Consider the following 12,655-nt stretch of genomic DNA (forward strand, 5'->3'; position numbering starts at 1 on the left):
AGCTCACTCGCTGGCCGTTGTGAGTTCCAAGGGGCGACATCCGTAAAGCCACACTGATTGAAGCTTTGCGGGCGCAAGAGTCAGCTTGCGTCCACGGGATCATGGAGACGGCACAGAAAGCAGCGAAAGCGCAGTGCATGGAAGACCGGGCCCACCCTCGTACGAACGGCATTCAAGTCGGGATCAGACCGGATCCGCGAAAGCTGTCGATCAGCGCATCGAATAGCTTTAGGTCTGCACGGCTCCGCGCCATCAGTTGCGCGCCGGCAACGGCAGCGAAGATTGCGCGAGCCCTAGTCTCACGCTTGCTGGCGGGAACAGAAGCAGCGGCGAGCATTCTGGTGAGCCACGCCACATTGACATCGGCGAACGTCTGCACCTCGGTCTTCACCGACTCCGGCAGATCGTCATACTCGGCCGCCATGAAACTGCAGAGGCACATTCGATTGTCCTCTTCGAGCGATCGACGAAAGAGTCCCGGATAGGCCCGAAGCGCTTTTCTCGGATCGCCGTTCGCCTTTGAAAGAGCTTCAAGATTCGCCGCCGTGTCTTGCCAATAGCGCTTCGCTACCGCTGCACCCAGATCTGCCTTGCTGCGGAAGTGGTGATAGATGCTCGCAGCCTTGATGCCGACCTCATCTCCGATGTCACGGAAGTTCAGTCCGGCATACCCGTGCGCCTGAGCTGTCCTACGCGCCGCAACAAGGATCGCTTCTTTCGCGCTTTCGCTCATCACCATCGCCTCAACTTTTCTCGACCAACTGTTAGGTAGGGTTGAAACCTTCAACTCGCAATACTATCCCATAGCCTACCAAGTGACAGGTAAGGCCGCTATGCCGAATTGTGCGATTCACGTGGACCACGCTCACAAGATCAAGCCCGTTGCAAGACGGGAGGTCTTGACCGTAGGGGCCATGAAGACTCGTTTCGATCGGACTTCCGAAGTCGAAGCGCACGGGCAATTCCAGCGACTCATCGGCGGTGCTGCTTTGGCCGAACTGCGCGGGCGGCGAGATGCTATTGCCGAAGATATCGGTTTTCGGGGCGAACTGATGCGACGCCAAGGTGACGGCGATGGGTGAGGGCGTGTCTGGCGTTAAAGCCTATCCGGAAAACGACGACGGCGTATCCGCCGGAGATTGAAAATCAGCAGCAGGCGAGGGGTTTCGCTCGCCAGTGATTGACTGTTTGCGGGCGGATTGGCCGGTTCGCTCAGGAGATCCAACTGTGTCACCGACGACTGAATGTCGCCGCAACGTTCGAAGGGGAGCCCGTCATGTGGCTTATCAAGATCGCTCTCAGCCGGCCCTATACTTTCATCGTTATGGCAATCGCGATCGTGATCATGGGGCCACTGGCCATCATCAGTACGCCAGTGGATATTTTTCCAAGCATCGGCATCCCGGTCGTCAGCATGATCTGGACCTATGCAGGTCTGCCCGCAAAGGAGATCGCCAACCGCATCAGTGCCAATTTCGAACGCGTCGCTCCGGTGGTGGTCAACGGCGTCGAACACATCGATTCAAGTAATCTCAACGGCGTCGGCGTCAGCAAGATCTACTTCCAACCCGGAGCCAATGTCCCCCTGGCGACAAGCCAATTGGTCGCCGGCGTCACGTTTTATTCGAAATTCTTCCCGCCTGGCACGACTCCGCCGCAGATATTGACTTACAACGCGGCCAGCGTCCCGGTTCTCCAGCTTGCCCTGTCTAGCAAGACCATGACCGAGCAGGCTCTTTACGATACCGGAAACATCTACGTTCGCAGTCAACTCTCCGGCGTGCCCGGTTTGTCGTTGCCTTATCCCTATGGCGGCAAGCAGCGCCAAGTTCAGGTCGACCTGGATCCGCAGCAGCTTCAGGCGTTCGGGCTGTCCGCCCAGGATGTGCAAAACGCGATCATCAGCCAAAACCTTATCATTCCTGCGGGAACGCAGAAGGTCGGCGCCTATGAATATGTGATTGGCTTGAATGGCGCGGCAGTTACCATCGATGATCTCAACAATCTGCCCGTCAAGCAAGTCAACGGCTCGACCATTTATGTCCGCGATGTGGCCCACGTGCGCGACGGCTCGCCACCGCAGACCAATGTGGTGCGATTGAACGGCGAACATGCTGTACTGATGACGGTCCAGAAGACCGGCAGCTCCTCGACTTTGCAGATCGTGCATGATGTCAAGGCCAAGCTTCCAACTATCCAAAACGCCGGCCCCGAAGGACTGAAGATCGATGCCGTTGGCGATCAATCGATCTTCGTGAGTGCGGCCATATCGGGGGTGATTCGCGAAGGCCTCGCTGCGGCGGCGCTTACCGCGACCATGATTCTCCTGTTTCTCGGGTCCTGGCGCAGTACACTGATTATCGCGGTCTCGATCCCACTTTCCGTGTTGGTTTCGATCATCGCCCTTTCGTTGTTGGGCCAGTCCATCAACCTCATGACCCTGGGCGGATTGGCGCTCGCGGTGGGCATCCTGGTAGATGACGCGACGGTCGCCATCGAGAACATCAATGCGCACCTCGAGCGAGGCGAGCCGGTTCAGGATTCCGTACTCAATGGATCGGCCGAGATCGCCGCGCCTGCCTTCGTCGCGACCCTTTGCATCTGCATCGTCTTCATGCCGATGTTCTTCCTATCCGGTGTGGCGCGCTATTTGTTTGTGCCCATGGCGGAGGCCATCGTCTTCGCAATGCTGGCATCCTACATTCTGTCGCGAACGCTGGTGCCAACACTCGCCAATTTGATGTTGAAGCCGCACGTGCCGGGAGTGGAGACGGGCCGATCGAGCGCCTTGGCGCGACTCCAGGCTGGCTTCGAGCGCAGGTTCGAAGCCATGCGCGAGAGTTATCGTCGTGTTCTGTCCGGTGTTGTTGCCCGGCGACGCCTGTTCATCCCGATCTTCTTCGGTGGAGCTCTAGCGTCGGTGCTACTGGTTTTTACACTGGGGTCCGATTTCTTTCCCTCGGTCGACGGCGGCCAGATCAAAATACATGTGCGTGCTCATGCCGGAACCCGCGTGGAAGAAACCGCGCGCATCGTCGATGAGGTCGAAAGCGAGTTACGACGCGCCATTCCCTCCACCGAGCTCAGCGGCGTCGTCGACAACATCGGCCTTCCTGTCTCCGGCGTGAACCTGTCGTACAGCAACTCCGCTCCGACGGGGTCGGCGGATGCCGATATCCTGGTGAGCCTTGCGGCAAGACATCATCCAACGGCCAACTACGTGCGACGCCTGCGTGCAAGTCTAGCGCAGGACTTCCCGGGTGTGACATTCGCCTTTCTGCCCGCCGATATCGTAAGCCAGATTTTGAATTTTGGATCGCCCGCACCGATCGATGTGCAGATCGTTGGGCGTGACATGGCGAGCAATGCGGTAGTCGCCCAACGCCTTCTCCAGAGAATTCGCAAGATCCCAGGGATCGCCGACGCGCGGATTCAGCAGGACCTCGACGCTCCCACGTTCACCGTTGCGGTCGATCGCAGCCGCGCAAGCGACGTCGGACTGACGCAGAAGGATGTCGCGAACACGATGTTGATCGCGTTGGCCGGAAGCTTCCAGACAGCACCCACATTCTGGCTGGATCCCAAGAGCGGCGTATCTTATCCCATCGTCAGCCAAGCACCCCAGACCGACCTCCAGACGCTGGATTCGCTCCGCAACACGCTCATCACGGGCAGCCCCGGATCGCGCGGCCAAATACTTGGTGGCATCAGCACGATCAAGCGCGACGTCCTGCCCTCGGTCGATACCCGCTACAACGCCCAGCCTGCGATGGACATCTACGCTACCAACGCCGACCGGGACTTTGGCAGCGTCGCAAACGACGTCAGCGAGGCGATCGGCGAGATAACCAAGGCCGGGCTGCCCAAGGGCGTTACGATCACCCTGCGCGGCCAGGTTGTCATCATGACCGCATCCTATGCCGGACTCCTCTACGGACTCGGCTTCGCCATGCTGCTGGTCTATCTGCTGATGGTTGTGAATTTCCAGTCCATGCTGGACCCGTTCATCATCGTCACGGCACTGCCAGCAACCATGGCGGGCATAGCCTGGATGCTGTTTCTGACCGGGACCAATCTCAGCGTTCCAGCTTTGACCGGCGCCATCATGAGTGTTGGTGTCGCGACGGCCAACAGCATTCTCGTCGTGAGTTTGGCGCGCGACCGCCTGAGCCAGGGAGACGATCCGGCCGTTGCCGCTGTCGCGGCTGGATTCAGCCGCTTCCGCCCAGTGCTAATGACGGCACTCGCGATGATTATCGGCATGCTGCCGATGGCGCTCGGATTGGGCGAGGGCGGCGAGCAGAACGCGCCGCTCGGTCGCGCCGTGATCGGCGGCTTGATCGTCGCGACGATCGCTACCCTGACCTTCGTGCCCGCAGTCTTCGCTCTCCTGCACGGCGAGCGACGCCCCCGCGATCCGCCGGCGTCCTTCGATGGCACGGCGCCCCCTCTCAACACACCTGCCGGATGACCGAGCTTGCCATGACCCAAATGCACTCCCAAACCGTATCTGTTACTTCCGGCCGCACTCGCGCCCGTACTCTATTAGTCAACTTCCTCAGGGTCGCAGGCGTTGCGGCGCTTGTCCTGCGGGGACTCGAGGCCCGCAGAGCCAGTGAGGTGGCCATGGAGCGGCAGAGCGCAGCCAGCGCCATCACAACTGTGATCGCGACCCATCCCAAGTCTGGACCTGCTCTTGAGGAAGTGGTCCTGCCCGGGCAAGTGAAGGGTGAAATCGAAACGTCCGTCTATGCCCGCACCAGCGGTTATATTCGTCTTTGGAAGACGGACATCGGCGCTCACGTCAAAGCCGGCGAGCTTCTGGCGGTAATCGACTCCCCTGAGCTCGACCAGCAGCTTCTTCAGGCGGAGGCTGATCTTAAGACTGCGCAGGCTAATGCCGATATCGCACGACGGACATCCGATCGCTACGCGCAGTTGGTAGGGACGCTTGCAGTCTCCCGCCAAGCTGGCGACGATCGCGAAGCCACAGCGTTGGCAAGTGCTGCCCAGGTCACGGCGAACGAAGCCAACGTAAATCGCCTCCGCCAGCTTCAAAGCTTCGAGCAAGTGGTTGCACCGTTCGCCGGGGTAATCACCGCACGCAACACGGATGTCGGCGCCTTGATCAACGCCGGCGGCAACCAGGGGGCCGCGCTCTTTCACATCGCGGCAATCGACAGGCTTCGTGCCTATGTCGACGTTCCGCAAAGTTATGCTAGCAACATTCGGACCGGAACCAGCGCCAACCTGCAATTTCCGGATAGACCCGGCAAAGCGTATCCAGCGACGGTTACGCGAACTTCTTCAGCCATCGATCTCCAGGCGCGCACGCTTCAGGTCGAACTGGATATCGACAACAGTTCGGGCGAGCTTTTTCCGGGAAGCTTCGTTCAGGTGCATTTTCAGCTGCCCCCGGTCGGACAAGGGCTTCGGCTCCCCGTCAATGCCCTCTTATTTCGAGCCGAGGGTGTTCAAGTCGCCGAGGTAAGTCGAAGCGGAAGGGTCGTTCTGAAGCCGATTACGCTTGGCCGGGACTTCGGTGACACGATCGAGGTTCTTACCGGCGTCGAGCCGTCCGATTTGGTGATACTCAATCCTTCCTTCGCCATCGCGAGCGGTGATCAGGTCCGCGTCGCCGCCGCGGGTAGTTCTCATACGGGATCGTAGTTCTCGCAGGCAAGGCAGTGGACACGGGCAAATCAGTTCAACGAGAGAACGTACGGCAGGAGTCTGTCGGCAATCTCGACGAGATCGGCAATTTCCAATCCCAGAACGAGAGGCGAAGAATGGCGCACATAATCATGATTCACGGGTCGTGGAGCGGCGGCTGGATGTGGGACCGGGTCATCCCAATCCTGGCTGCGGCTGGCCATAGCGCCGAGGCCCCCACGCTGCTGGGTGCCGATCCTGGAGGGACCCGATTTCCGTCTAGGCCGATCGCCGCCTGGGCAGACCAGATCGCTGCACGAGTGCGTAAAGCAGCGGGACCGGTTGTACTTGTTGCCCAGAGCCGCGGCGGACTGGTTATCAGTGAAGTCGCCGAGCGAGTGCCGGAGCGGGTCGGGTATCTGGTTTACGCGGCGGCGTTTCTGCTTCCAGATGGGGCGTCCCTCGGCGGAACAATCCAGAGCGCGCACCCCGGCGCAGCGCCGATCTTCAGTGTCGACACGGCGACTGGTATGACCGCCGTTCTTCCTGAAGCCCTGGAGAAGATCTACAGCAAGACGCCGGCGCACTGGATCGAGGTTGCGCGGGCAAAGCAATGCCTCGAGCCTCTTGCAGCAATCGCGACCCCGATCTCGGTTAGCGACGAGCGTTTCGGCTCCGTGCCCCGAGCCTACATCGAAGCGACTGAGGACCAGGTAATGCCCCTGACTCTCCAGCGGTCGATGCAGGCGCGGTTGCCTTGCGACCCCGTTTACACCATCGCGTCCGATCATGTGCTGCCGTCTTCGGCTCCTGACGAGTTGGCCAGGCGCATCGTGGAGATCGCCAACAGGGTCGACAATCCCGCTAGGCTGCGCTGACGCGTATTTGAGAGGACCGCGATATTCTCGCCCTTACAGAAGAGCAAAAAAATGAATGCAGAGCATGACGATCCCGAAGTTGATTCCATCAGCCGGCGGAGCATCCTGGGTTTCACCGCAGCCGCAGCAGCGTTGCCGATCTCCATTCGGATAGGAACTGCACAAGCAGCGACAGCTGCACCGCCAAACCCGAGCGGCATCAAGGCGATGACCTTTGATGTGCAGGGAACATTGTTCGACTACTATCAGCCTTTCACACGCATTAGTACCACCTTGAATAATCGCAAGGCGTTACATTTGAATTGGTCGGGCTTTCTTGGAGAGTGGAATGCGGGCGCAGTTTCGATTATCCAAACAGTCATTGCCGGCAAGCGCAAATGGATTCCGCCGGGTCAGATTGTTCGCGAGTCGCTCGAAACTGTTTTGTCCACTCGCGGACTGACTAACCAACTCGATGAAGCTGATCGCGTTGAGCTGATGTCCGTCTGGGCCCAGATGGTCCCGTGGCACGACAGTGCGGAAGGCGTCCGTCGACTCAAGCGTAAAGTTACGGTAGCGGCTCTCTCCAATGCGGGCATGGCCGGGGTAATCGCGCTTGCTAAGCGTGGTGGGCTATCGTTCGATGCAGTACTTACTGGCGAGCTAATTCATTCGTACAAGCCGTCTCCCGACGTCTATCAGGCCGCTTCGACCTACCTCGGATTTCCGCCGGGTGAGATCATGATGGTCGCGGCTCACAAATTCGATCTGAAAGCCGCGAAAGCAGCCGGATTCAAGACGGCGTACATACCCAGGCCTCTCGAAACCGGACCAGAAATGAAAGTGGACCGATCTCCGGAATCGTACATCGATGTCGTTGCAGACGACTTGATAGATCTGTCCAAAAAGATTGATCTCAGCTGAAGCCTGCTAACGAGCACTGGCGCAAGGCGGTCGCTTACTTGCGCAGATTATTGATGACGATCGGCGCAGCCTAATTTGACCTCTACGAACTAGGTCCAAAGCAATGAGCTGGATTGACCAAAGCCTTTAGCGAGAGGCTGGTCCAATGTCTCTTGCGAACAGATTCCGCGGCCTTGCCGGTGGTGACTTCGGACTCTTAGTCGATCTGCAGGGCGCCGTTGAAGCGGTTACCGGGACGCTCCTGAAAGGAAGATTACATGACCATCGGCATCATCGGAGCAGGCGCGGTCGGCACAGCCTTCGCGCGGGCGCTTGCGCGCGCCGGTATTGAAGCGACTATTTCGAACAGTCGCGGCCCAAATTCGCTCGAAGCGCTTGGCCGCGAACTCGCCCCCTCAATCAAGGCCGGACGCCGTGAGGAAGCGGCGCTGGCCGACATTGTATTGGTTGCGGTCAATTGGACAAAACTGCCGGCGGCGCTGGCGGGGCTTCCAGACTGGAATGGCCGTATTGTCATTGACGCCAACCACGCGACTGAACCGCCACAATTCAGGCCCTTCGATCTTAAGGGACGCCTCTCCAGTCAAGTTTTTGCCGATTTCGTGCCCGGAGCGCGGGTCGTCAAGGCATTCAACCTCCACCGCGCAGAAGTCCTGGCTAACGATCCGAAGACGAACGGCGGACGCCTCGTGCAGTTTTACTCCGGCGATGACGCCACCGCAAAGGCTGAAGTAGCGGCTCTCATCGACCGGCTCGGGTTCTTTGGCATTGATCTCGGATCGCTCGCAGTCGGCGGTAAACTCACTCAATTCCCCGGGGGGCCGCTGCCGAACCAAAATTTAGTCAAGATCGACTGATGTCGCCGCCGGCATGACGTCCGTGCTTGGAGATGATCATTCACAGGGGCGAGGCGGAAATTATCAGTTGTTGAATACTTCGCCAAAGACCGGATTGGAGATCACCACGTCTCATCGCTGGGAGAGACCATACGTCGCTCAGCTCAGCCGCAAATGCCGCTTTTGACCCGCCTACGGCACTGAGCGGGCCCGTTCGGGGTGCCCTTCAGATTAATGTCTTGTCCTTTGGTCCGGATAACTGACTATTTAGCCCGATCGCCTTCGGGCATCCCGCCAATTCTGGGTCTAGCTCAATGATGTGCGAGTCAAACCACCATTAGCTAATCGGCCGCTGCGGCCGACTCGAAATTGCTCGTAAATTGATCCGAGATCAAAAGGTCGATCGCATCGCGAAGCGCCCTTGATCGCGCAGTTCCAAAGCTTTTTTCGAAGGCTCGCTGCGCCTCTCCCCATAAACGGTCAGATTGCTTGACGCGCGCTCTCCCAACGGCCGTTAAAGACACTAAACGATTACGTCGGTCGTCCGGATTTACCTTCATAGTGACAAGCCCATCACGAATCAGCGGCTTGAGAGTATGCGCCAGCCCGCCCGAATCCATGACGAGCGCTTCGGCGAGAAGGCCGATTGCTGCCGGTTCAGACCGTGCGATCTGAGTCAGAATCGCACGTTGGGTAGCCTTCAGGCCGCAGGGCGCGAGAGCCGCGTCATACAGCTGCGAAACGCGCCTGGATGCCTTGCGCAGCGCCGTGCAGTGGCATCGATATCCGACTTGAGAGTTCGATTGCGCCGCCACGGCAGCCTCCATCAGTTCGCGATAATCCTAGTCTTTGCTGCGTTAAGTATAAGCATATGCTGATGATTTCTCAAGCCCGGGTCGGTCGAAGCGCGATCCGGGTTCGCGACTCGCAACTCTCCACGCTTTGGCACTTCACCGGTTAGATCAAACGAGCGTGACCGCATTCGTTGGCATCGCGTCGGAGTGCTGAAGTCGAGCGTATCCAGCGCGGAAAACCGCGCGAAGGGACCCGGGTCAAGATTATCAGCATATGCTGATAATTGACTCGACCAGTTGGAGCTATTATTCTCCTGCAAATTGGAAGCGGAGCGCGTAGATCACGTTCTCGCCGTGAAGCCACGGCCGAGCAAGCGTGCGGATCGCAATGGTTCGCGCGAGTTCGCTGGCTGGTGCGAGTTAGCCGCCGTCGTGCCCACGAAGTCATCCAACAGGAGACCAAATTGGAAGCGATCAAAGTAAAAGAGGCTAGGCCTTTCCACTATGCGTGGGTGGTTGTTGGCGTTACGTTCTTGACGTTGCTTGTGACGGCCGGCGCCATGTCGACGCCGGGCTTGCTTTTGGTTGCCCTTCAGAAGGACTATAATTGGTCCACCGCGACCATCTCAACGGCGCTCTCGCTGCGACTAGCGGTCTTCGGGCTTATGGCGCCGTTTGCCGCGGCTCTTATGCTTCGCTTCGGCCTACGTAACATCATGCTCGTCGCGGTCGCGACAACGGCTGCTGGCGTCAGCCTGACGGCGCTAGTGAGCCAGTCGTGGCAACTGACCTTGCTTTGGGGCGTCGTCGTTGGTGGTGGGACCGGAATGACAGCGCTAGTCCTCGGCGCTACCGTCGCAAACTCCTGGTTTGTGCAACGTCGTGGCCTTGTCCTTGGCCTAATGACTGCGAGTTCGGCGTCCGGGCAGCTCCTGTTCTTGCCGGTTTTCGCGAAGATCAGCGATGAGTATGGCTGGCGGACGCTTGTCGTGGTGGTCGGGTGTGTCCTCGTCTGTCTCATCCCCGTGATCGCGGCGTTCATGCGAAATCGTCCCTCCGATATCGGTCTGACGCCGTATGGTGCGCCTGCGGGCACCAAAGTCGCAGGTCCTGTGACGCCAACAGTGAATCCGGTCGTCATGTCCTTCAGGGCTCTGCGGGGTGCCGCACACTCGAAAGACTTTTGGCTGTTGTGTTTTGGATTTTTCATTTGTGGTCTCAGCACGTCGGGCCTCATCGGCACGCATCTCATTGCGGCCTGTGGAGATCACGGCATCGCCGAGGTAACGGCGGCAAGCATGATCGCCCTCATCGGACTGTTCGACCTATTCGGTACGGTCGGATCGGGATGGTTGTCCGACAAATACGACAATCGGGCTCTGCTTTGCATTTACTACACTGGTCGGGGATTATCCCTGCTCTTTCTGCCGATCGCACTGGGGGTCGACCTGTGGACGGTCTCGTTGTTCGCCGCGTTCTACGGCCTTGATTGGTTCGCCACCCTGCCGCCGACGATCCGACTTACGACGAGCAAATTCGGACTGTCCTCGGGGCCGTTAGTTTTTGGCTGGATGTTCGTTGCGCACCAGATCGGCGCTGCAATCGCGGCTTATGGCGCCGGCGTCACGCGCACACTGGAAGGCACCTATGCCCCGGCATTTGCTCTCTCTGGCCTGCTGTGCATCGTCGCAGGTTTCGCCTGCCTGCTAATCGGTGATCGCAAATCCGATGGCGAACCGAGGCTTGCACCCGCGAGCAAGTCGGCGGCCTGACAGCGAGCGTGGCCTCCGCCCTTACACTGGCGGCCGTATATGGACCGTGTCGCCTTCGTGCAGAGCCAGGTGGAGGAAAGGATTGCCCGATCACGATGACAAGGATGATATGCCATGTTGAATGCCGATGAACTGCCCAAGCGCACTTGTGAGGTTGACGGCAAGCGGATGGCGTATGTTGAGCTCGGCGAAGGTCGGCCAATCGTCTTCCTGCACGGCAATCCCGCTTCTTCGTACATCTGGCGCAATATCATGCCGATCGTTGCTCCCCAGGGCCGCTGCATCGCACCGGACCTGATCGGTATGGGCGATTCGCAAAAGCTCGAGGGCGACGATCCGATGCGCTATGGCTTTTTGCAGCATCGCCGGTTTATTGAAGGTTTCCTCAAAGGAATTGGGGCAACGGAGGAGGTCGTCCTTGTCGGGCAGGACTGGGGCGGGGCCCTGGCTATGGACTGGGCCAGTCGTCACCCGGAGTCAGTCCGTGGAATCGTTTACTTCGAGACCATTGTACGCACCCGCAATTGGAACGAGATGGATCAGTCCGTTCGGGACATGTTCGAGCGCCTACGGTCGCCGGAAGGCGAGACGCTCGTTCTTCGCGACAATCTGTTTGTCGAGAAGTCGTTCTCCGAGAGAATACTGCGACGTCTATCCGATGCGGAGTGGGCGGCCTATCGTCGTCCCTATCTTCGTCCAGGAGAGGACCGGCGTCCTACGCTGACATTTCCTCGAGAACTTCCCATTGACGGCAAGCCACACGATACCGCGGAGGCTGTGAAAGCCTATGGCGACTGGATGGCGATCAACGAAGTGCCGAAGCTGTTCATTGATGGAGACCCTGGCGCCATCATCATCGGTCCGATCCGGGAATTCTGCAGAAGCTGGCGAAACCAGGAGGAAGTACGTGTAAAGGGCAAGCACTTCCTTCAGGAAGACTCTCCCCGCGAAATTGGTGAGGCGATTGCGGATTGGCTGGAGCGATTGGCGGCCTGACTCCGCCAGCGCGCGAACCATAGCCGCGTGGGGTGCGCCGCGCGGTTGACGCGATTGCCTTGATCAAGCTGTAGCGGACTTTGTATCCCTTGAAAAAGGAAACGTGAAATGCCGTATCTACATCTGAACCTGGCAAAGAAGTATTCCTCACAGACGAAGCGAGAGCTCGCGACGCGTCTGTGTCGGCTCTATTCCGAGGTGATGCAGACGCAGTCGTGGCGTCCGAACGTGGGGATTGCGGAACTTGGAGAGGATAACTTGTTCCATCTTGGTCCGGACGGACTGGAGTCGATCACGATGGTGCTCGTCGAGATCCGCCGGGGCCGATCGCTTGATCAACGTCTCGAGTTGGGGAGGCGTCTTGTCGATACTTGCAGCGAGGTATTGCAGGTCGCCAAACGCACAGTGCTTGTCGAATTCACAGTTCACACCGGGGACGAGATATTACGAGATGGCAATTGGGCCGCCGACTGGGCCTCGGCGGAGGCCTCCGGGTAAGGTCATCCTCGCTTAGCGCGGTGAGGCCATCCGATCCTCATCGCGGCGCTAGGCCGGCCATTTCGCCGCTGACAAGACGATGGGACGGCCGCGGCCTAGCAGAAGTCTGGAGATTGACGAGGCGTGACAACTCGCCATCCGCCTGGCCGAAAAATGGCCGCGTCGGCTGACTATTGGTCTTCCGGCATCGCGATGACCGAGACCGCCTCACGGACATTGTCCGGGCCGCCCTTCGGAGGCCAGACGCCAGTGGCGAAGGCGGTGCTGCGCAGCGACGCGCGCTGTGCAAGGCTTTCGAAACCCCAGATATGGGTGATGCGGGGCGG

At 59.1% G+C, this 12,655-nt stretch carries 11 protein-coding genes; 9 read left to right on the forward strand and 2 right to left on the reverse strand.

Features of this window, described 5'->3' with window-relative positions; all coding sequences use genetic code 11:
* Positions 1–172 precede the first annotated feature (172 nt).
* Positions 173–733 carry a TetR/AcrR family transcriptional regulator gene (locus JQ627_RS38220; protein WP_212489482.1) on the reverse strand — a complete coding sequence of 187 codons (561 nt, stop codon included), beginning with the start codon at positions 731–733 and terminating at the stop codon, positions 173–175.
* A gap of 181 nt (positions 734–914) precedes the next feature.
* Here JQ627_RS38220 and JQ627_RS38225 point away from each other — a divergent pair, with 181 nt between their 5' ends.
* From JQ627_RS38225 to JQ627_RS38250, 6 genes are all read left to right on the forward strand, one after another.
* Entirely contained in the window at positions 915–1,082 is a 168-nt protein-coding gene (locus tag JQ627_RS38225) for a hypothetical protein (RefSeq protein WP_166814489.1), read from the forward strand.
* A gap of 194 nt (positions 1,083–1,276) precedes the next feature.
* Positions 1,277–4,471 carry an efflux RND transporter permease subunit gene (locus JQ627_RS38230; protein WP_212489483.1) on the forward strand — a complete coding sequence of 1,065 codons (3,195 nt, stop codon included), beginning with the start codon at positions 1,277–1,279 and terminating at the stop codon, positions 4,469–4,471.
* A 155-nt stretch (positions 4,472–4,626) separates the two neighbouring features.
* Complete coding sequence (locus JQ627_RS38235) at positions 4,627–5,670, forward strand: efflux RND transporter periplasmic adaptor subunit (protein ID WP_212489484.1); 1,044 nt, start codon at positions 4,627–4,629, stop codon at positions 5,668–5,670.
* Between the two features lie 17 nt (positions 5,671–5,687).
* Positions 5,688–6,530, forward strand: a complete 843-nt coding sequence (locus tag JQ627_RS38240; protein ID WP_212489485.1) for an alpha/beta fold hydrolase — start codon at positions 5,688–5,690, stop codon at positions 6,528–6,530.
* A 51-nt stretch (positions 6,531–6,581) separates the two neighbouring features.
* Positions 6,582–7,433 (forward strand): haloacid dehalogenase type II, encoded by an 852-nt coding sequence (locus tag JQ627_RS38245; protein WP_212489486.1) that lies wholly within the window; start codon positions 6,582–6,584, stop codon positions 7,431–7,433.
* Positions 7,434–7,690: 257 nt separating this feature from the next.
* On the forward strand, positions 7,691–8,290 hold the full coding sequence (locus JQ627_RS38250; RefSeq protein ID WP_212489487.1) for an NADPH-dependent F420 reductase: 600 nt from the start codon (positions 7,691–7,693) through the stop codon (positions 8,288–8,290).
* A gap of 320 nt (positions 8,291–8,610) precedes the next feature.
* Here JQ627_RS38250 and JQ627_RS38255 read toward each other — a convergent pair whose 3' ends face one another.
* Positions 8,611–9,096, reverse strand: coding sequence for a MarR family winged helix-turn-helix transcriptional regulator (locus JQ627_RS38255; RefSeq protein ID WP_212489488.1), 486 nt, complete (start codon positions 9,094–9,096; stop codon positions 8,611–8,613).
* A gap of 431 nt (positions 9,097–9,527) precedes the next feature.
* Between JQ627_RS38255 and JQ627_RS38260 the strand changes: the two genes are divergently transcribed.
* The 3 genes from JQ627_RS38260 to JQ627_RS38270 all read left to right on the forward strand — a co-directional run bounded on the left by JQ627_RS38260 (position 9,528) and on the right by JQ627_RS38270 (position 12,329).
* The gene (locus tag JQ627_RS38260) at positions 9,528–10,835 is read left to right on the forward strand and encodes an MFS transporter (RefSeq protein WP_249143734.1); all 1,308 of its coding nucleotides are present in this window, start codon (positions 9,528–9,530) and stop codon (positions 10,833–10,835) included.
* Between the two features lie 114 nt (positions 10,836–10,949).
* Complete coding sequence (locus JQ627_RS38265) at positions 10,950–11,831, forward strand: haloalkane dehalogenase (RefSeq protein WP_212489489.1); 882 nt, start codon at positions 10,950–10,952, stop codon at positions 11,829–11,831.
* A gap of 108 nt (positions 11,832–11,939) precedes the next feature.
* Entirely contained in the window at positions 11,940–12,329 is a 390-nt protein-coding gene (locus JQ627_RS38270) for a hypothetical protein (protein ID WP_212489490.1), read from the forward strand.
* Positions 12,330–12,655 lie beyond the last annotated feature (326 nt).

It is taken from the genome of Bradyrhizobium liaoningense, assembly GCF_018130785.1.
GTDB lineage: Bacteria > Pseudomonadota > Alphaproteobacteria > Rhizobiales > Xanthobacteraceae > Bradyrhizobium > Bradyrhizobium liaoningense_A.

What these genes read in the sequence shown, in the direction of transcription:
- JQ627_RS38230 (WP_212489483.1), top strand. Translation starts at nt 1,277, where the DNA reads ATGTGGCTTATCAAGATCGCTCTCAGCCGGCCCTATACTTTCATCGTT.
- JQ627_RS38250 (WP_212489487.1), top strand. Translation starts at nt 7,691, where the DNA reads ATGACCATCGGCATCATCGGAGCAGGCGCGGTCGGCACAGCCTTCGCG.
- JQ627_RS38235 (WP_212489484.1), top strand. Translation starts at nt 4,627, where the DNA reads ATGGAGCGGCAGAGCGCAGCCAGCGCCATCACAACTGTGATCGCGACC.
- JQ627_RS38270 (WP_212489490.1), top strand. Translation starts at nt 11,940, where the DNA reads ATGCCGTATCTACATCTGAACCTGGCAAAGAAGTATTCCTCACAGACG.
- JQ627_RS38245 (WP_212489486.1), top strand. Translation starts at nt 6,582, where the DNA reads ATGAATGCAGAGCATGACGATCCCGAAGTTGATTCCATCAGCCGGCGG.
- JQ627_RS38220 (WP_212489482.1), bottom strand. Translation starts at nt 733, where the DNA reads ATGAGCGAAAGCGCGAAAGAAGCGATCCTTGTTGCGGCGCGTAGGACA.
- JQ627_RS38225 (WP_166814489.1), top strand. Translation starts at nt 915, where the DNA reads ATGAAGACTCGTTTCGATCGGACTTCCGAAGTCGAAGCGCACGGGCAA.
- JQ627_RS38255 (WP_212489488.1), bottom strand. Translation starts at nt 9,096, where the DNA reads ATGGAGGCTGCCGTGGCGGCGCAATCGAACTCTCAAGTCGGATATCGA.
- JQ627_RS38265 (WP_212489489.1), top strand. Translation starts at nt 10,950, where the DNA reads ATGTTGAATGCCGATGAACTGCCCAAGCGCACTTGTGAGGTTGACGGC.